Annotated in this window: 17 protein-coding genes; 9 read left to right on the top strand and 8 right to left on the bottom strand. The window is 60.9% G+C overall.

Annotated features, from left to right (window positions below; all coding sequences use genetic code 11):
• Positions 1-5 precede the first annotated feature (5 nt).
• From sdhA to HWE17_RS21670, 4 genes are all read right to left on the bottom strand, one after another.
• Entirely contained in the window at positions 6-1,787 is a 1,782-nt protein-coding gene (gene sdhA, locus HWE17_RS21655) for a succinate dehydrogenase flavoprotein subunit (RefSeq protein WP_035820761.1), read from the bottom strand.
• A 2-nt stretch (positions 1,788-1,789) separates the two neighbouring features.
• Complete coding sequence (sdhD, locus tag HWE17_RS21660; RefSeq protein ID WP_034752078.1) at positions 1,790-2,155, bottom strand: succinate dehydrogenase, hydrophobic membrane anchor protein; 366 nt, start codon at positions 2,153-2,155, stop codon at positions 1,790-1,792.
• Positions 2,156-2,157: 2 nt separating this feature from the next.
• The gene (gene sdhC / locus HWE17_RS21665; protein ID WP_034752080.1) at positions 2,158-2,580 is read right to left on the bottom strand and encodes a succinate dehydrogenase, cytochrome b556 subunit; all 423 of its coding nucleotides are present in this window, start codon (positions 2,578-2,580) and stop codon (positions 2,158-2,160) included.
• A 306-nt stretch (positions 2,581-2,886) separates the two neighbouring features.
• Positions 2,887-3,780 carry a GntR family transcriptional regulator gene (locus HWE17_RS21670; protein WP_176390185.1) on the bottom strand — a complete coding sequence of 298 codons (894 nt, stop codon included), beginning with the start codon at positions 3,778-3,780 and terminating at the stop codon, positions 2,887-2,889.
• Positions 3,781-4,085: 305 nt separating this feature from the next.
• On the opposite strand from HWE17_RS21670, the gene HWE17_RS21675 reads away from it, so the two are divergent.
• The 5 genes from HWE17_RS21675 to HWE17_RS21695 all read left to right on the top strand — a co-directional run bounded on the left by HWE17_RS21675 (position 4,086) and on the right by HWE17_RS21695 (position 11,029).
• Positions 4,086-5,075 carry a malate dehydrogenase gene (locus tag HWE17_RS21675; RefSeq protein ID WP_034789110.1) on the top strand — a complete coding sequence of 330 codons (990 nt, stop codon included), beginning with the start codon at positions 4,086-4,088 and terminating at the stop codon, positions 5,073-5,075.
• Positions 5,076-5,186: 111 nt separating this feature from the next.
• Positions 5,187-6,185: a CoA ester lyase gene (locus HWE17_RS21680; RefSeq protein WP_176390186.1), complete on the top strand. Its 999-nt coding sequence runs from the start codon at positions 5,187-5,189 to the stop codon at positions 6,183-6,185.
• Positions 6,186-6,198: 13 nt separating this feature from the next.
• Positions 6,199-6,753 (top strand): hypothetical protein, encoded by a 555-nt coding sequence (locus HWE17_RS21685; protein ID WP_035820768.1) that lies wholly within the window; start codon positions 6,199-6,201, stop codon positions 6,751-6,753.
• Positions 6,754-6,841: 88 nt separating this feature from the next.
• Positions 6,842-9,562 (top strand): aconitate hydratase AcnA, encoded by a 2,721-nt coding sequence (gene acnA, locus HWE17_RS21690; RefSeq protein ID WP_176390187.1) that lies wholly within the window; start codon positions 6,842-6,844, stop codon positions 9,560-9,562.
• A gap of 213 nt (positions 9,563-9,775) precedes the next feature.
• The gene (locus tag HWE17_RS21695) at positions 9,776-11,029 is read left to right on the top strand and encodes a DUF2863 family protein (RefSeq protein WP_099400293.1); all 1,254 of its coding nucleotides are present in this window, start codon (positions 9,776-9,778) and stop codon (positions 11,027-11,029) included.
• Positions 11,030-11,194: 165 nt separating this feature from the next.
• Here the strand turns inward: HWE17_RS21695 and HWE17_RS21700 are convergent, their stop codons facing one another.
• Both HWE17_RS21700 and HWE17_RS21705 read right to left on the bottom strand, forming a co-directional pair.
• Complete coding sequence (locus HWE17_RS21700) at positions 11,195-11,659, bottom strand: CYTH domain-containing protein (RefSeq protein WP_035827883.1); 465 nt, start codon at positions 11,657-11,659, stop codon at positions 11,195-11,197.
• Between the two features lie 12 nt (positions 11,660-11,671).
• Positions 11,672-12,793 (bottom strand): carboxypeptidase family protein, encoded by a 1,122-nt coding sequence (locus HWE17_RS21705; RefSeq protein ID WP_176390188.1) that lies wholly within the window; start codon positions 12,791-12,793, stop codon positions 11,672-11,674.
• Between the two features lie 301 nt (positions 12,794-13,094).
• Here HWE17_RS21705 and HWE17_RS28985 point away from each other — a divergent pair, with 301 nt between their 5' ends.
• Together HWE17_RS28985 and HWE17_RS21715 are read left to right on the top strand one after the other, a co-directional pair.
• Positions 13,095-13,757: a TetR/AcrR family transcriptional regulator gene (locus HWE17_RS28985; RefSeq protein WP_176390189.1), complete on the top strand. Its 663-nt coding sequence runs from the start codon at positions 13,095-13,097 to the stop codon at positions 13,755-13,757.
• 98 nt (positions 13,758-13,855) lie between these two features.
• A complete protein-coding gene (locus HWE17_RS21715; protein ID WP_176390190.1) occupies positions 13,856-14,227 on the top strand; it encodes a hypothetical protein in 372 nt (123 codons plus the stop codon).
• Between the two features lie 61 nt (positions 14,228-14,288).
• Here the strand turns inward: HWE17_RS21715 and HWE17_RS21720 are convergent, their stop codons facing one another.
• Positions 14,289-15,785 (bottom strand): succinate CoA transferase, encoded by a 1,497-nt coding sequence (locus tag HWE17_RS21720; protein WP_176390191.1) that lies wholly within the window; start codon positions 15,783-15,785, stop codon positions 14,289-14,291.
• Positions 15,786-15,944: 159 nt separating this feature from the next.
• On the opposite strand from HWE17_RS21720, the gene HWE17_RS21725 reads away from it, so the two are divergent.
• Positions 15,945-16,838, top strand: a complete 894-nt coding sequence (locus HWE17_RS21725) for a LysR substrate-binding domain-containing protein (protein WP_176390192.1) — start codon at positions 15,945-15,947, stop codon at positions 16,836-16,838.
• Between the two features lie 51 nt (positions 16,839-16,889).
• Here the strand turns inward: HWE17_RS21725 and fucP are convergent, their stop codons facing one another.
• On the bottom strand, positions 16,890-18,191 hold the full coding sequence (gene fucP, locus HWE17_RS21730; protein ID WP_035820787.1) for an L-fucose:H+ symporter permease: 1,302 nt from the start codon (positions 18,189-18,191) through the stop codon (positions 16,890-16,892).
• Between the two features lie 303 nt (positions 18,192-18,494).
• Here fucP and HWE17_RS21735 point away from each other — a divergent pair, with 303 nt between their 5' ends.
• Positions 18,495-18,728: a DUF3563 family protein gene (locus HWE17_RS21735; protein ID WP_080698581.1), complete on the top strand. Its 234-nt coding sequence runs from the start codon at positions 18,495-18,497 to the stop codon at positions 18,726-18,728.
• Positions 18,729-18,786 lie beyond the last annotated feature (58 nt).

Here is an 18,786-nt window from a genome sequence, read left to right on the forward strand (position 1 = left end):
TAGCCTTAGAAAGTACGTGGTTTCGGTTTGAAGGTATCAACCGTCAGCGGCTTGGTCACGACTGGCTTGTATTCCAGTCGGTTGCCTTCCGAATACCACAGAGTGTGCTTCATCCAGTTGTCGTCGTCACGTTGCGGATGGTCGTCCTGGGCATGGGCGCCGCGCGATTCTTTGCGGGCTGCCGCCGAAACGATGGTCGCTTTCGCCGTTTCGATCAGATTGTCCAGCTCCAGCGCTTCCACGCGGGCCGTGTTGAAGACCATCGATTTATCCTTGAAGGAGACGTGCTTGCGGCGCTCGTCGAGCTTCATGATTTCTTCGACGCCCTTGTTCAGCATCTCGTCGGTACGGAACACGCCGCAGTACTTCTGCATCGTTGCGCGGATGTCGTTCGCCACGCCCTGCACGGTTTCCGTGCCGGTCGAGTTTTCCAGGCGCGCCAGGCGGCCCATGGCAAATTCGGCGGCATCGGCTGGCAAAGGCTTGTTTTCCTTGGCTTTCAGGCCGCTGTTGACGATGTGGTTACCGGCCGCGCGGCCGAAGACCACCAGGTCGAGCAGCGAGTTCGTGCCCAGGCGGTTGGCGCCGTGCACGGACACGCAGGCGCATTCGCCGATCGCGTACAGACCGTTGACAACCTTGGCCGAATTATCCGGACCGGTCGGGGTGACGACCTGGCCATGGATGTTCGTCGGGATGCCGCCCATCTGGTAGTGAATCGTCGGCACGACAGGAATCGGTTCCTTGGTGGCGTCGACGTTGGCGAACTTGTGGCCGATTTCCAGAATCGACGGCAAGCGCTTGGCGATGGTGTCGGCGCCGATATGGCGCAGGTCCAGCATCACGTGATCCTTGTTAGGACCGCAGCCGCGGCCTTCCTTGATTTCCTGGTCCATCGAACGCGAGACGAAGTCGCGCGGCGCCAGATCCTTCAAGGTCGGCGCATAGCGCTCCATGAAGCGTTCGCCTTCGCTATTGATCAGGATGCCGCCTTCGCCGCGCACGCCTTCAGTGATCAATACGCCCGCGCCGGCCACGCCGGTCGGGTGGAACTGCCAGAATTCCATGTCTTGCAGCGGCAAGCCGGCGCGTGCCGCCATGCCCATGCCGTCGCCCGTGTTGATGAAGGCATTCGTCGATGCGGCGAAGATACGGCCTGCGCCGCCCGTTGCCATGACCGTCGTTTTTGCTTCCAGGATCATGCATTCGCCGGTTTCCATTTCCAGCGCGACCACACCGATCACGTCGCCTTCGGCGTCACGGATCAGATCAAGCGCCATCCATTCGACGAAGAAGTGCGTACGGGCGCGGACGTTGCGCTGGTACAGCGTGTGCAACAGGGCGTGACCGGTACGGTCGGCTGCCGCGCAAGCGCGCTGCACCGGCTTTTCGCCGAAGTGGGCCGTGTGGCCGCCGAATGGACGCTGATAGATGGTGCCGTCAGGGTTGCGGTCGAATGGCATGCCGAAGTGTTCCAGTTCGTACACGACCTTCGGTGCTTCGCGGCACATGAATTCGATGGCATCCTGGTCGCCCAGATAGTCGCCACCCTTGACGGTGTCGAACATGTGCCAGAACCAGTTGTCTTCGGCCATGTTGCCGAGCGACGCGCCGATACCGCCCTGCGCCGCCACGGTGTGCGAGCGGGTCGGGAAAACTTTCGACAAAACAGCGACGTTCAGACCGGCTTCAGCCAGTTGCAACGACGCGCGCATGCCGGAACCGCCGGCGCCAACGATGACCGCATCAAAGCGGCGGGTAGGGATTGCAGATTTATATGCTGCCACGATTACACACTCCAGAGTATCTGTACCGTCCAGCCGGCACAAGCGATCAACCACAGCATGGTGGCAATTTGCAGGGTCAGACGGAGGCCAGCGCTTTTCACGTAGTCCATCCAGATGTCGCGTACGCCGACCCATGCGTGGTAGAACAGGGCGACGAAGGTCACCAGGCTGAACAATTTAAACCACTGCTGTGCGAACAGACCAGCCCAGCCTTCATAGCTGAAGTTGCTGCCGGTCAGGAAAGAAATAAGCAGGATGGCCACATAGGCCACCATGACGATGGCGGTAACGCGTTGCGCCAGCCAATCGCGCAAGCCGTAATGGGCACCGACGACGAGGCGTTTCGGTCCGATATTATTGTCTGCCATGTTTAAAATACTCCAAACAGTTTCAAAGCGACCAGAGCCGTTAACACCAGGCTCACGACCAGCACGGACGAGGCGGTCTTGCGTGCCGAATCTTTTTCGATGGCAACGTGCACGTCCATGAACAGGTGACGGATACCGGCGCAGAAGTGGTGCAGGAAGGCCCAGACCAGACCCAGGGTGATCAGCTTGACGAACCAGTGCGAGGCGATGCCCTGGAAGTAGGCGTAGGACATTTCGGAACGCAGGCTCAGTTCCAGCATGTACAGTATGCATGGCAGCAAGGCGAAAATGATGAAACCGCTGATGCGATGCAGGATCGAGACGATGGCGCCGACAGCCATGCGGTAGTTCGACAATTCGGTAACATGAATGTTACGGAATTGCGGCCGTTCTTTTTTTGGTACTTCTCTTACGGCTTCAGACATAACAAAAACCTCCCCTTTGAATTTCAACTAAATATTGAAGCCGCGATTTTCGCCGATTTTCGCAACCCATACCAATATCTATTGTTACATATAACCAAAATGGTTTTTTACTACAAAATACCGCGCTACTTTCCGTAGTTCACGTAATTTAATTACAGAATCGCCGGCAAAACACGGCCCGCCGGGGCGGGCCATGCTGTCGCTGCGCTTTCCGCTGTCTCCGTTGCCCGCCTTGCGGCAGGCATCTTGCAAGCGATGCACTTCAGCCTTGCTGCTTGTTCGGGCACCCAAGGGTGCCCCGCCGCTTCAGCTGAGTTCATTCTGATAATGATGGCGACTGGTCAGGTACAGGCCCCGGCGCAGTTCAACCGGCTTGTCGCCGTAGGTAAACGACACGCGCTCGGAACTGAGCAAGGGCGTGCCGAGGTCGATATTTAACAATTGGGCGGCGCCCGCGTCGGCGCACACGGCGCGGATCTGTTCGGACGCGCGTATCATGCGCGTGCCAAATTCCGTTTCGAACAGGCCGTACATGGGGCCCTTGTATTCCACCAGGCGCTCGGCCGTCAGGCCCTTGAAGATCAGGCCAGGCAGCCACAGCTCTTCGACGATGGTCGGCACGCCGTCGAAATACTGCACACGCTTGATGAAGATGACGGCGTCGCCGGACTTCAGGTCCATCAGGCGCGCCACGTCGGCTGGCGCGCGCACGCGCTTGACTTCGATAAACTTGCTTTCGGGATAATGCGGCACGCCTTCGTCCGGCACCAGGCGCAGGAAGCGGAAATGCGCGCGCGCCTCATGGTGGGTGGAAACGAAGGTACCCTTGCCCTGGCGGCGCATGACGAGATTCTCGGCGGCCAGTTCATCGATGGCCTTGCGCACCGTGCCCTGGCTGACCTTGAAGCGCCCTGCCAGCTCGACTTCGCTGGGAATCAGCTCGCCCGGCTTCCATTCGCCCGATTGCAGGCTCTGCGTGATGAGCGCCTTGATCTGCTGGTACAGGGGACTGAAGGTGGGCGAGGCAGTTGCGGCAGGCGCGGCCACGACTGTGGAGGCAGTGGTATTGACGCTGGCAACAGGGGGGGCGGCGGGGCTGCCGGCTGCGGCAACGGGCGTGGCCGGGGTGCCCGCGGTCGGACTGACCGCCCCGCTTGCAGCAGTGGCATTGTTGGTCAGATTGGACGAGGCGGAATTCATAGTCCGACATTTCAACACAAATCACTGCCCGCGTCCAGTAAAAGACTCGTAGTTATCTGTCTTATATAAGACATAAGATATGATTGACAGATAGGGATCGGAGGCCTAAACTGCCCTCGATAAAACTTGTGAGCCAGCGTTTTATGTTGTTGGCCAGCCACTCTGGCCTCGTGCAGCACAAGCGTGACGGCAGCGTACACCAGCATTTCGGTGGCGCGGGCCGGTTTTGGTATCATTATAGTTTTTCCGGATAAGCGTAAGCCCAGCTTCAAGCCCGTTTTCTTTCCCATTTTTGGAGATTCATCATGGCTAAAACCCCAATGCGTGTTGCAGTGACCGGCGCCGCCGGCCAGATCGGCTACGCCCTGTTGTTCCGCATCGCCAATGGCGACATGCTCGGCAAAGACCAGCCTGTCATCTTGCAACTGCTTGAAATCCCGGACGAAAAAGCCCAGAAGGCGCTCAAGGGCGTGATGATGGAAATCGACGACTGCGCATTCCCGCTGCTGACGGAAATGACCGCCCACTCCGATCCGCTGACCGCCTTCAAGGATGTCGACGTGGCCGTCCTGGTTGGCGCGCGTCCACGCGGCCCAGGCATGGAACGCAAGGACCTGCTGGAAGCAAACGCCCAGATCTTCACGGTGCAAGGCAAGGCGCTCGACGCCGTCGCTTCGCGCAATGTCAAAGTACTGGTAGTCGGCAACCCTGCCAACACCAACGCCTACATCGCCATGAAATCGGCGCCATCGCTGCCAGCGAAAAACTTCACCGCCATGCTGCGCCTGGACCACAACCGCGCGCTGTCGCAAGTCGCTGCCAAGACCGGCACCGCCGTCAAGGATATCGAGAAGCTGACCGTGTGGGGCAACCACTCGCCAACGATGTACGCCGACTACCGCTTCGCCACCGTCAACGGCAAGGCTGTGAAAGACCTGATCAACGACCAGGAATGGAACGCCAACACCTTCCTGCCGACCGTCGGCAAGCGCGGCGCGGCCATCATCGAAGCGCGCGGCCTGTCGTCGGCAGCGTCGGCAGCGAACGCCGCCATCGACCACATCCATGACTGGATGCTGGGCACGGCTGGCAAGTGGACCACCATGGGCGTTCCTTCGGATGGCTCGTATGGCATTCCTGAAGGCACCGTGTTCGGCTTCCCGGTCACCACCGACAACGGTGAGTACACCATCGTTCAAGGTCTGGAAATCGATGCATTCTCGCAAGAGCGCATCAACCTGACCCTGAAAGAACTGACCGAAGAGCGCGAAGGCGTGAAACACCTGCTGGCCTAAGTCCAGTTTTGGCGGCGCGGCAATGCGCCGCCCGCCAAAGAAGGCCGCCCCGCGAGATTCGCGGCGCGGCTGTTTTCCCAAGTAGTTTTTACCTGCAGAAATGCCTTAAGCATGCACCCTTCCGAGGTTTTATTCCAAGGCAAACGCCAGCCGCTGTTGCTCGCCGCTTGCGACCACTACGCCGGCTCCGAAAAGCTGATGCGTAAATCGATTGCTTTGCAACAAGAGCTTGGCCCCCTGTTCGACATCACGTTCGACTGCGAAGACGGCGCCAGCGCCGGCAATGAAGAAGCCCACGCCCTGATGATCGCCGGTCTGCTGGCCAGCGACGAGAACCAGTTCAACCGCATCGGCGTGCGCGTGCACGACGTCGACAGCCCGTTTTTCGCGCGCGATGTGGAAATCATCTGCACCGCCGCGTCCCGCCTGGCCTACATCGCCGTGCCCAAGGTGGGCGGCGTGCAGGATGCCATGCTGGCCATCGACCTGATCAACCTGCACGCGCGCCGCGCCGGCCGCAACAACCTGCCCGTGCACATCCTGATCGAGACGCATGGCGCGCTGCGCGACGCCTATGCGATCGCCGCCCTGCCCCAGGTCGAATGCCTGTCCTTCGGCATCATGGATTTCGTTTCGGCCCACTACGGCGCCATTCCCGCCGCCGCCATGCGCACGCCGGGCCAGTTCACGCACCCGCTGGTGGTGCGCGCCAAGCTGGAAGTGGCGGCCGCCTGCCACGCGCACGGCAAGGTGCCGTCGCATAACGTGACGACGGACGTGCGCGATTCGGCCGTGGTGGCGAATGACGCCCAGCGCGCGACAGCCGAGTTCGGCTACACGCGCATGTGGAGCATCCACCCGGACCAGATCAAGCCCATCATCAAGGCCTTCACGCCGCGCCTGTCCGAAGTCAACGAGGCCAGCAACATCCTCAATGAAGCGCTGCGCGCCAACTGGGGACCGATTGCGCAAAATGGCCGCTTGCACGACCGCGCCAGCTACCGATATTATTGGACCGTTTTGCAACGCGCCAAACTGGCGGGCCTCGGCCTGCCCGAGGCGGCCGCTGCATTACTCAACACCCCCTCTTCCAGCACCACTGAAAACTGACAGGAATTACACGATGTCCCTCTCCAAATTAGCCATTGCCTGCAGCGTCGCGCTGGGCGCCATGACCCTCACGCTGGCGCCAGCCAGCTTCGCCGCCACGGCAGAGGCAAATCCCAAGGCCGTGAAGGCTGCCAAGGCCAAGCCAAAAGCCAAGACCACCAAGGCCAAGGCAGCCGCCAAGGAAGCCCATCCGCTCGCCATGTCAGTCGCCGACAAGGAAGAATCCGACGAACCGGACACCGCGGGCTCGGCCTCCACCGATTTCAATTGTGAACTTGGTAATAAAATTACCATCTACACCAATGCGACTGACGACAAACACATCGCCCTGCGCTGGAAGAAGCGCCTGCACCGCCTGAGCCGCGTTGGCACCACCACCGGCGCCAACCGCTTCGAGAACCGTCTGTACGGTCTCGTGTGGATCGGCATCCCGGCCAAAGGCATGCTGCTCGATTCCAAGCAGGGCCGCCAGCTGGCCAATGAATGCAAGGATGCGGAGCAAGCCAAGCCGGCGGCAGTGGTGGAAGCCGCGCCATCGCTGGGCGTGCTGCCGGCAACCGGCGGCTGATGTGAGCAGCAAGGGCCTCTTCGGGGGCTCAGTCATGTTTTGTAATTTGAATAATCAATAAATAGACGATACCCAACAAGGAGAGGTCATGTCCCGCAACACTCTGAACACGCTCAAGGACTTTAATATTTCGGATAGCAAGAAGGGCAAGCTGTACTCCCTGCCTGCGCTGGAAAAAAGCCTGGGCATCAATGTCTCCCGCCTGCCAGTGTCGATTCGTATCGTGCTCGAATCGGTATTGCGCAACTGCGACGGCAAAAAAGTCACCGAAGAACACGTCAAGCAATTGGCGAGCTGGGGCCCGACCGCCGAGCGCACCGACGAGATCCCGTTCGTAGTGGCGCGCGTCGTGCTGCAGGACTTCACCGGCGTACCATTGCTGGCCGACCTGGCAGCGATGCGCAACGTGGCCGCCAAGATGGGCATCAACGCCAAGAAGATCGAACCTTTGGTACCGGTCGACCTGGTGGTCGACCACTCGGTGACCATCGATCACTACCGCGAAAAGAAAGCGCTGGACCTGAACATGAAACTGGAATTCTCGCGTAACAACGAGCGTTACCAGTTCATGAAATGGGGCATGCAGGCATTCGACACCTTCGGCGTCGTGCCACCAGGCTTCGGCATCGTCCACCAGGTCAACCTGGAATACCTGGCGCGCGGCGTGCACCACGCAGGCAAAAAAGCCGGCGACGTGTACTACCCTGACACCCTGGTCGGCACCGACTCGCACACCACCATGATCAACGGCATCGGCGTGGTCGGCTGGGGCGTGGGCGGCATCGAGGCGGAAGCCGGCATGCTGGGCCAACCGGTCTACTTCCTGACGCCAGACGTCATCGGCGTGAACCTGTCGGGCGCATTGCGCGAAGGCTGCACCGCCACCGACCTGGTACTGACCATCACCGAACTGCTGCGCAAAGAAAAAGTCGTCGGCAAGTTCGTCGAATTCTTCGGCGATGGCACCGAATCCTTGACCCTGACCGACCGCGCGACGATCGCCAACATGGCACCGGAATACGGCGCGACCATGGGCTTCTTCCCGGTCGACGAAGCGACCATCGACTACTTCAAGGGCACCGGCCGCAGCAAGGCTGAAATCGCCGCATTCGAAGGCTACTTCAAGGCGCAGAACCTGTTCGGCGTGCCAAAAGCCGGCGACATCGACTACACCCGCGTGGTGGAACTGGACCTGGCATCGGTTGCTCCGTCGCTGGCCGGCCCGAAACGCCCGCAAGACCGTATCGAAATCGGCAATGTGAAAGCGAACTTCGCCGAACTGTTCGCCAAGCCAACCTCGGAAAACGGCTTCAACAAGAACCCGGCCGACCTGAACGCCGTGTACGAGACCACCAACAACGTGAAAGTGTCGAACGGCGACGTGCTGATCGCCGCGATCACCTCGTGCACCAACACCTCGAACCCGAGCGTGATGCTGGCTGCCGGCCTGCTGGCCAAGAAAGCCGTCGAAGCCGGCCTGAAAGTCGCGCCGCACATCAAGACCTCGCTGGCCCCTGGCTCGCGCGTCGTGACCGAGTACCTGACCGCTGCCGGCCTGCTGCCTTACCTGGAAAAACTGGGCTTCGGCGTGACCGCCTACGGCTGCACCACCTGTATCGGCAATGCGGGCGACCTGACGCCCGAGCTGAACGCAGCGATCGCCACGCACGATATCGTCGCGTCGGCCGTGCTGTCGGGTAACCGTAACTTCGAAGCGCGTATTCACCCGAACATCCGCTCGAACTTCCTCGCTTCGCCACCGCTGGTCGTCGCTTACGCCATCGCCGGCAACATGACGCGCGACCTGATGACGGAACCAGTCGGCAAGGGCAAGGGCGGCAAGGACATCTACCTGGGCGACATCTGGCCAACCTCGGCTGAAGTGTCGGCCATGATGAAGTTCGCCATGAACGCCAAGGTGTTCAAGGACAACTACGCCGACGTCAAGGGCGCACCAGGCAAGCTGTGGGAAAAAGTCACGACCGTGTCCGGTCAAGTCTACAACTGGCCAAAATCGACCTACATCGCGGAACCACCGTTCTTCGACAACTTCTCGATGACGCCAGCGGCAGTGGCCACCGGCATCGAAGGCGCGCGCGCACTGGGCGTGTTCGGCGATTCCATCACCACCGACCACATCTCGCCAGCCGGCTCGATCCAGGAAAACGGTCCTGCAGGCAAATGGCTGAAGGAAAACGGCGTCCTGAAAGCGGACTTCAACTCCTACGGCTCGCGTCGCGGCAACCATGAAATCATGATGCGCGGCACGTTCGCCAACGTGCGCATCAAAAACCGCATGATCCCTGCCAAAGCAGACGGTTCGGCGGTCGAAGGCGGCATCACGATCCACCAGCCTTCCGGCGAAGAAATGTCGATCTACGACGCAGCAATGAAATATGTTGCTGAAGGCACGCCAACCATGGTCTTCGGCGGCGAAGAGTACGGTACGGGCTCGTCGCGCGACTGGGCAGCCAAGGGCACCCAGCTGCTGGGTGTGAAAGCCGTGATCACCCGTTCGTTCGAGCGTATTCACCGCTCGAACCTGGTGGGCATGGGCGTGTTGCCGCTGCAATTCATCGGCGACGACAGCGTGCAAACCCTGGGCATCACCGGCAAGGAAACCTTCGACCTGAAAGGCCTCGAAGGCGAAATCAAGCCACAGCAACTGGCTACCCTGGTGATCCACCGCGCTGACGGCAGCAGCCAGGAAGTCAAAGTCCTGCTGCGCATCGATACGCCGATCGAAGTCGATTACTACAAGCATGGCGGTATCCTGCCATTCGTGCTGCGTCAATTGCTGGCCGAGTAATCAGCCCAGCTGTGAGGCAAGATCAAAGCGCCGGTTCCGACCGGCGCTTTTTTTCGTCCCTGCATCCCGTTCCGACTTGAAATTTCGACTATTGGCATGATCTAAGGACAGCTTACGTATTGCGTGCGGCTGAATCCTCTACAATACGGTTATAAGGGTTTATCATTGTTTGACTGATCCATTTTTTTCACTTTCCGAGACTCTTATCCCGCTATGCGTCGTCCTTCCAAAGATTCATCCCATAAACTGACTGCCGACAGCCAGCGCCTGGTCACCTTTGCCCAGGCGATCGTACAGGCAGCCAGCCGTCTCGAAGAGCGGTCCTGGGAACACAGCCTGGATACGCAGCTCCAGAAATTACTCAAAACCGGCCACCAGGACACCATCGACAACACCCTGGGCAGCCTGTTCAAGGATGACTTGAACGCCTATGACGTGCTGATGGACTGCGTTGAAGCCGTCAGCGAATCGACCGTCGTCACGCATGAAGACGTGCGCTACGACGCCCTGCTCGTCGCCGTGCCCATCCTCGCGTGGACGCGCTTTTCCATCGCCTCCGGCCCCATGGCCGGCGACGCGCACGGTGTACTGTCGGCGCATTTCGCCGCCCACCTGCTGGCCGATGGCACGAAGATGGCCATGGCGCCAACGCTCTACTCGATCGACCAGCTGCCGCGCAGCCACGTCGAGACCTATGCCAAGACGCAGAAGCTGGCACTGGCCGCGCTGAAAGGCACGGCCGTCAAGCCGTCAGGCAAAGAAGCGGAAACGGCGCCCTTCCTGGCCGACACGCGCTACCTGCTGGTGGCCGTGGTGGCCCCTGCGGGCGCGCCGCTGTTCCGCTGGCAGACGCCTTCGAGCCAGCTCGACTTCATCGCCGAACGCAGCGCCGCCCTGGAACAATGGCGCACGCAGGCGACGCCGACGTTCGCCCGCCTGCTGCCTGGCTGCGGCCTGGAATTGCTGCTGCCGGAAGCGTACTACGTGGCCTGCCGCGAAGCGGACAAGCTGATACGCCCCGTCTCCGTGCGCGCCGCCGTGCACTACCTGACGCATACGCTGGCCATCGAGCCGTCGGAGCTGCGCGCCGTCATCGCCGGCTTCGGCGAGGAGGCGGCCGATGGCCAGGTGGACGAGTACCGCATCGCCTTCACCCTGCGCCAGGCGCCGGACGTCATCTACGGCATCGTCTGGCCTTTGTACGGCCAGGAAGACGAGGATGGCACGCCGATCGAAGGCCTGATCCAGGTCGGCATCGCCGCGCTGGACAAGCAAAAGACGCCCGTCGATGAAATCATCGAGCACCTGAACGCCGCCGGCGTGACGCAGATCAAGCGCCACGCGGAACGTTTTGTCGGTGAATACTGCGACGATTGCGGCGCGCCCCTGTTTGCCGATCCTGTCGGCGAGCTGGCGCATGCGGAAATGCCGGAAGATACGCCGCAAGGTACAGAGCACTTCCATTAATGCAGGCTTGTCGGATTACGCGCTGCGCGCTAATCCGACCTACGCTGCTGTCATAAGCCGTAGGTCGGATTAGCCGGCACGGCGTAATCCGACAACAGCGTTGGCGCATAAAAAAGGCGGAACCTCGGTTCCGCCTTTTTCATTGCAACGTCATTTACAACACCATCACCACTGTGAAAACGGATGGCGAATCAGATTCGCGTTGTAATAGCGAACATCGCCCGACACTTCCGCGCCGATCCACTCCGGTTTTTCGAAGGCCTGGTCTTCCGAGGCCAGTTCGATCTCGGCCACCACCAGGCCCGCATTGGCGCCCAGGAACTCGTCGACTTCCCACACCATGCCCGCGTGTTCGATGCGGTGGCGATACTTTTCGATCAGCGGCTGTTCGCACAGGCCGTCGAGCAGTTCGGCCGCGTCGGCCAGCGGAATCGGATACTCCCACTCGCCGCGTGTTGCACCCACGTTCGCGCCCTTGATGGTCAGCATCGCTTGCCCGCCCTCGATGCGCACGCGCACCACGCGCTCGCGCGCGGACGACAGATAGCCCTGGCGCAGCAGGACCGGCTGGCCCAGGCCGCGCCAGGCGTCGCCGGCCAGCAAAAATTTACGCTCGATCTCGATACCCATGAACAACGCCGTTCAATCCAGCGACAGCAGGATAGGCTGCAGCATGGCCGCGCCCAGGGCCGCGCTGCGCGCGCCGTTCCAGCCGACGGCTGGATCCGGCAAGTCGGCGTTTTCCTTGAACGGCATTTCCAGGGTCAGCGCCAGGCAGCCGAAGTGGTGGCCGATGTATTTCGACGCCAGGGTCAGCATGTCCGACTTGTACTTGCTGGCCGCGTAGCCGAACTTGTCCTGGAAGTCGGGGCTGGCCTGCTTGTAGCGCTCGATGAAGGCTTTCTGGTGCGCCGCTTGCGCCGGGGTGAAGTTTTCCAGCATTTCATTGCCGGCCACAAAGTTGTACGGCAGCGCTTCATCGCCGTGGATGTCGAAGAACATGTCGACGCCCGTTTCGTGGATCTTGTTTTTCACGCACAGCACTTCCGGGCTGGACTCCAGCGAAGGCGTCATCCATTCGCGGTTCAGGTTGGCGCCTGCCGCATTCGTGCGCAGGTTGCCGCGGATGGAGCCGTCCGGATTCATGTTCGGCACGATGTGGAACACGGCGCGCTGCAACAGTTTGCGCGCGATCGGATTGGCGTCGTCGAGCAGCGAGTCGATCAGGCCTTCGACGAACCATTCGGCCATCGATTCGCCCGGATGCTGGCGTGCGATGACCCAGATTTTCTTTTCCGCCTGCGGGTTGCCGATGGTAACCATGTTCATGTCGCGGCCGTCGACCGTGCTGCCCAGGTCGGACACGCGCGCCAGCGGATGCTCGGCCACTTCACCCAGCAGGCGCAAATGGCGTTCCCACGAATACGGCTCGAAGTAGGCGTAGTACACGCTGTCGAGTTCAGGCGTGTGCGAGATCGTCATGACCTGGCCATCGAACGCCGTCGGTACGCGGAACCAGTTTTCGCTGTCGTAGCTGGCCACGGCCTGGTAGTCTTCATAGCCGGCAGGATAGGTGGCCTGGCCCGCGTTCAGGAAGCGCATCGTGCATGCCTGGCCCCGCGCGCCCTGCAGGCGGAAGTGGAACCACTGGTGGATGTCGGCGTGGCTATCCTTGCGCAAGTTCAGGTCGATGGCGCCGGCACTGTTGGCGCTCACCACGTCGATGGCGCCCGAGTCGAAGTTCTGGCTGATTTTAATGGTCATGTAATGATCCCGTCCGAATGTAAGTGTTACGGCGTTGCCTCGTGGGCTCCGCCGTCGCGCTAAAAAACGCAGTGTAAGCTATCCCGCTATTTTCCGCCCTTTGGCACCGTTCGCAAAGCCTGGTCTGGTGATTTATGCACCAATCCGGGGCATCGATGGAAAAGTGCCGGGCAAAAGCACGAAAAATCGGTGAGCTGTTGCATCTACCGGACAAAAAACTGCTTTGTAACAGCCGCTGACACATTAGCGCCGGGCCGCCCCCCTATAATTCTTGCTTTCATAGAGTCGCCAGGAAAGAGTCGTGGACAAGAAGTTAACTAACATCCAGGAAAGAAAGTTACGCGAGGCGCAGGCGCGGCGCGAGCACATCATCGACGTCGTCAAAGATCTCATCAAGAAGGGTGGCGCGCGCGCCGTCTCCATCCGCAAGGTGGCCGAGGCGGCCGGCTTTTCCACCACCGTCGTGTACGCCCTGTTCCGCGACAAGGCCACCCTGATCGCCCAGGCCATGGACAAGGATTTGCTGGAACTGGTGCGCGCCATGCGCACGGCCTGCGCCACCAGCATGGACCCATGGGAACGCATCAGCCTGATCGGCCGCGCCTACATCGAGTACGGCTTCCAGCATCCCGACGAGTATTCGCTGATCTTCATGGAGCTGCGTCCGCACGCGGAAGTCGACGCCGTCGAAGTGGAGCACGGCAATATCGAGCAAGACCCGTACGCCTATGCGCTGCACCTGTTTACCGAACTGGCGCAAGCGGGCCAGGTACGCCAGGATCCGCCGGCACTGCACACGATGACGCAAATCTTCTGGCAATCGCTGCACGGCCTCGTGTCGCTGCGCATCGTCATGGATGCGGGCGACCCATGGACGCCGCACCCGGAAATGAACGCACATATCGACGACTTGCTGGCCGTCGTCACGACAGGCATCCGCCTGCGCTTTGCGCCGCTCTCCTGACGTTTGATCCAGCGCAAACTGCACCCGTCAAAAAAGCGGACAGTGAAGTGAAGCCGCCTGCGCCGATGCAGCGCGGCTGGCACGCGAAGGAGTGCGAGATGAACGAAGCCTATGCCACGGACCGGCTTGACAAACAGCAAAGCGCGAACAATGCTGTACGCATGGAAGCGCGCCTGACAAAACTGGAAACGGATCGGGAACATGACCGGCAATGGTTCAAGACGCTGGAACAGCGTCTTGGCGACGGCCTCGATAAGGTACGCACGGAATTGCACGACGAATCACAGCTGCTGCGTGCCGACCTGACGCAATTTCGCGGCGACTTGCGCGGCGACTGCCACGCCCTGCGCACGGAACTGGGCGACATCCGCAAGCACATGCACACCCATTTCCTGTGGTTCATGGGCATACAGGCCACCACCACGTTTGCTTTGCTGGGCCTGGGCGCCAAGGCGCTGCACATGTACTGAGAAAAAGTAAAGGCAGGCGCGGTGCCGCACCGCCCTGCCCTGTCTTTGCGCTGACGAAGAGTTACTGCGCTGCCAGCATGCTCTGCGTTTCCTGATAGCGCGTATGCCACGACAGCGCCTGTTCCAGGATGTGCGGCGTGTGGCCGCCGCGCTGGCATGCCGCGTCGTAATAGGCACGCAGCTGCGCGCGGTAAGCGGGATGGGTGCAGCGCTCGATGATCAGCGGCGCCCGTTCGCGCGGCGCCAGGCCACGCAAGTCGGCAAAACCCCATTCCGTCACCAGCACGTCGACGTCATGCTCCGTATGGTCCACATGCGAGACCATCGGCACGACGCTGGAAATGCGTCCGCCCTTGGCCGCCGATTTCGACACGAACATCGACACTTGCCCATTGCGCGCGAAGTCGCCCGAGCCGCCGATGCCGTTCATCATGTGTGTGCCGCACACATGCGTGGAATTGACGTTGCCGTAGATATCGAATTCCAGCGCCGTATTCAGGGCGATGATGCCCAGGCGGCGCACGATTTCCGGATGATTGCTGATCTCTTGCGGGCGCAGCACGATTTTTGAGCGGTAATGGTCGATATTGTCCATCAGCTTTTGATGCACGGCGGCCGACAGGGTGATCGACGAGGCCGAGGCGAACGCCAGCTGGCCCGAATCGAGCAGCTCAATGGCGCTGTCCTGCAACACTTCCGAATACATGATCATATTGCGGAAAGGCGAGCCGATCAGGCCATGCAGCACGGCGTTGGCGATGGTGCCGATGCCCGCCTGCAGGGGCAGCAATTCCGGCCCCATGCGTCCGGCCGCCACTTCGCCCTCCAGGAAGGCGATCACGTGGCCGGCAATGGCTTGCGTTTCTTCGTCGGGCGGCAAGGCGTTCGACGGGCTGTCGGGGCTGTCCGTGATGACGATGGCGGCGATGCGGGCCGGGTCGATGGCAATCGCCGTGCTGCCCAGGCGCTGGTCCACGCGCGTGAGGGGAATCGGTTCGCGCCCCGGCAAATTTTGCGGAATATAGATGTCGTGCAAGCCTTCCAGCGCCAGCGGCGTGGACAGGTTGATCTCGATGATCACCTGCGTGGCCTGCTGGGCAAAGGCGGCGGAGTTACCCACCGACATGGTCGGGATGATGGCGCCAGCGGCCGTGATGGCTGTTGCTTCGATGACGGCGATATCGACGGCGGCCAGGTTGCCCGAGCGCAGTTGCTCCGCCGTTTCCGACAGATGCTGGTCGATGAACATGACTTCACCGTTGTTGATCTTGCCGCGCAGCACAGGGTCGACCTGGAACGGCATGCGGCGCGCCAGCACGCCCGCTTCGGCCATCAGGCCGTCGCTGCCATTGCCCAGCGACGCGCCCGTGATCAGGGTCAGGCTCAGCGGGTCTTGCAGGGCGCGCTCGGCCAGCGCGCGCGGCAAAGCCTTGGCATCGCCGGCACGGGTAAAACCGCTCATGCCGACACGCATGCCGTTGTGGAACAATTTGGCTGCCTCATCGGCGCTCATGATTTTGCCGAGCAAGCCTGGGTGGCGGATACGGTCTTCGTACATCTGATGCTCCTGATCTTCTTCATATTCTCAAACTGGATGGCTGTCATACACCAGCCCCATAAGTGGATTCAGTATAAAATCCTGTCTACATGCATGGCATGAATTAATTTCGTCATATCCAGTCGATATTTTCATGCTTTGCCAACGCCGAGCCTCCTCTTGGATATCCGTTCCCTGCGCTATTTCGTCGAAACCGTGCGCCTGTCGAGCTTTACGCAGGCGGCCGAATCGCTGCACCTGACCCAGTCGACCATCAGCAAGATGGTGCGCCAGCTGGAAGATGAAGTGGGCGCGCAGCTGCTGGTGCGCGACGGGCGCAAGCTGACCCTGACGGATACGGGCCGCATCGTCTACCAGCACGGCCAGGAAATGCTGGCGAACATGCGCCAGCTGACCCTGGAAGTGCGCGACACGCAAACCTTGCAGCGCGGCAGCCTGACGGTCGGCATCCCGCCCATGATCAATGTGCTGTTCACACCCGTATTAAAAGCGTTCCGCGCGCGCCATCCGCATATCAGCCTGACCCTGCAGGAAGACACGGGCCAGCAGATCGAACGCCAGGTGGCGGCCGGCGAGCTGGAAATCGGCATGACGGTGCTGCCTGCCGACCCGGAACTCGATCTCGTGGCCGTGGAAGTGGCCAGCTACCCGATCTGGGCCCTGGCCGAACCGGGCACCTTCCAGAAAAACCGCACGACCTTGCCCTTCAAGGCGCTGGCCGACTTGCCGCTGGTGCTGTTAAAAGATGATTTCGCCCTCACGCGCAGCCTGCGCCAGCATTTCGCGCAAGCGGGCTTCGCGCCGACCATCGCGGCCCAGAGCGGCCAGTGGGACTGGCTGGTGGCGATGGCCTCGGCGGGCCTGGGCGTGGCCCTGCTGCCCGAGCCCTTCATCCATCGCCTGGCAGGCGAGCCGCTGGAGGCGGTGCGCATCGTCGAGCCGGAAGTGGCATGGCAGGTGGCGCATATCTGGAGCGGGCGTTATCTGTCGCATGCGGCGCGCGCCTGGCTCGAGGTATGCCAGGACGTGCTCGGTACGCCGTTCGCGCACTGACGTAAAAAAGGGTGGCCGAGGCCACCCTTTTGCTTGATCACGCCACCTTGCTTACTTGGCGTCGTCGTTGTACATGCTGGCGTACTTCCAGCCGAAGTACAGAATGAAGGTGTAGCACACGGCCGGCACGAGGAAGGACAGTTGCAGGTTGATGTGGTCGGCCAGGAAGCCCTGGATGAACGGCACGATGGCGCCGCCGACGATGGCCATGCACAGGATGCCCGAACCTTGTCCCGTTTGCGCGCCCAGCTTGTTCAAGGCCATGCTGAAGATGGTCGGGAACATGATGGAGTTGAACAGGCCGACGGCGATCAATGCCCACATGGCCGTGTGACCGCTGGAGAACACGGCGACGAGGATCAGCGCGATGACGACGGCGGCGTTGAAGGCCAGGGTCTTGCCCGGGCTGACGTAGCGCATCACGGCAAAGCCGACGAAGCGGCCCAGCATGGCGCCACCCCAGTAATAGCTGACGAAATAGGCGGCGTCGGCGTGGCTCAGGCCCGCGATATGGCTCTCGCCCAGGAAGTTGATCAGGAAGCTGCCGATGCTGACTTCACCGCCCACGTACAGGAAGATGGCCAGCGCGCCCAGCACCAGGTGGCGGTGCGACCAGATCGAGACTTTATGGCCATCCTGCGCCAGGGCGGCAGCATCATCGGCATGCGAAATCTTCGGCAATTTTGCCAGCGCGAACAGCACGGCGAGGATCACCAGGGTGGCGGCCAGCACCAGATACGGGCCTTGCACGGAGGCCGCTTCCTTGGCGCGGTAAGCCAGTTGCTCGGCGGCCGGCAGCAGGTCGAACTGCTGCACCGTCAGCACGGTGCCCGACAAAATCAGCATGCCGCCCAGCGCAGGCGCCACGGTGGTGCCCAGCGCGTTAAACGCTTGCGTCAGGGTCAAGCGGCTCGACGCCGTCTGCGGGTCGCCCAGTTCCGTCACGTACGGGTTGGCCGCCACCTGCAGCACGGTGATGCCGGCCGCCAGGATGAAGAAGGACAAGAGGAACAGCGCATAGCTGCCGGTGGACGCCGGGTAGAACATGGCGCAGCCGGCGGCCGCGATCAGCAGGCCGGCGACGACGCCGCGCTGGTAGCCGATTTTCTTGATCAGCATGCCGGCCGGCAGCGAGACGATGGCGTAAGCGCCAAAGAAGCAGAACTGCACCAGCATCGCCTGGACATAGGTCAGGGTGTAGATCGAACGCAGATGGGGGATCAGCACATCATTGAGCGAGGTCAGCAGCCCCCACATGAAAAACAGCACCGTGACAATGATCAGGGCGCCTGTATTGTTTTGCGTGCCGGCCTGTGCGCGCGATGCGTCCAGCCCCTGCTTTACGTGTTCCATACTTTCTCCATTGTTCTATCCAAGATTGTCGTGCCCTGCCCTGGCCCATCGTTTGCATGGACGCCGCCAGGCAGCGGCAGCGCTCGTGTTTGAAAGCAACATCTTCGCAAGGTCGAGCGCGTAGTAAAACTACCTTGCTGCGGCCGCATTATGCCCGAAAGGCCCCGGATTGCGCAGGTTTCACATAAATTATTCGATAATTGAATAGCTGACATTCGAAATCAAAAGTAGCCTTATAACTTGAAACCGCTATACTTATATTGCAGTGCAGCACAACGCGGCACGCCACATAAGGAGTCTGCCATGTCTACCGCATTTACTTACCACACCACGCAAAACAGCAATATCGTCGCCACCCTGGTCCACGCCGCCAAACGCGTCGGCGCCTGGCTGAACCAAAGCAGCGACCGCCGCGAACGCGCTTACGAAGAAGCGTATCTGGCCGAATCGACCGACCGTTACGACCTGGAATACCGCATGCGCGAACTGGCCCGTGCCAATCCACAGCCTAGCTGGATGAGCGGTCTGAGCCGTTAAGATTGACGCAGTATTGCCGCAGTCCCCAGTCGCTCAACGGCTGTAGCAACATCGATAG

This window comes from Janthinobacterium sp. BJB401, from assembly GCF_013372745.1.
Taxonomy (GTDB): Bacteria; Pseudomonadota; Gammaproteobacteria; order Burkholderiales; family Burkholderiaceae_D; genus Janthinobacterium; species Janthinobacterium rivuli.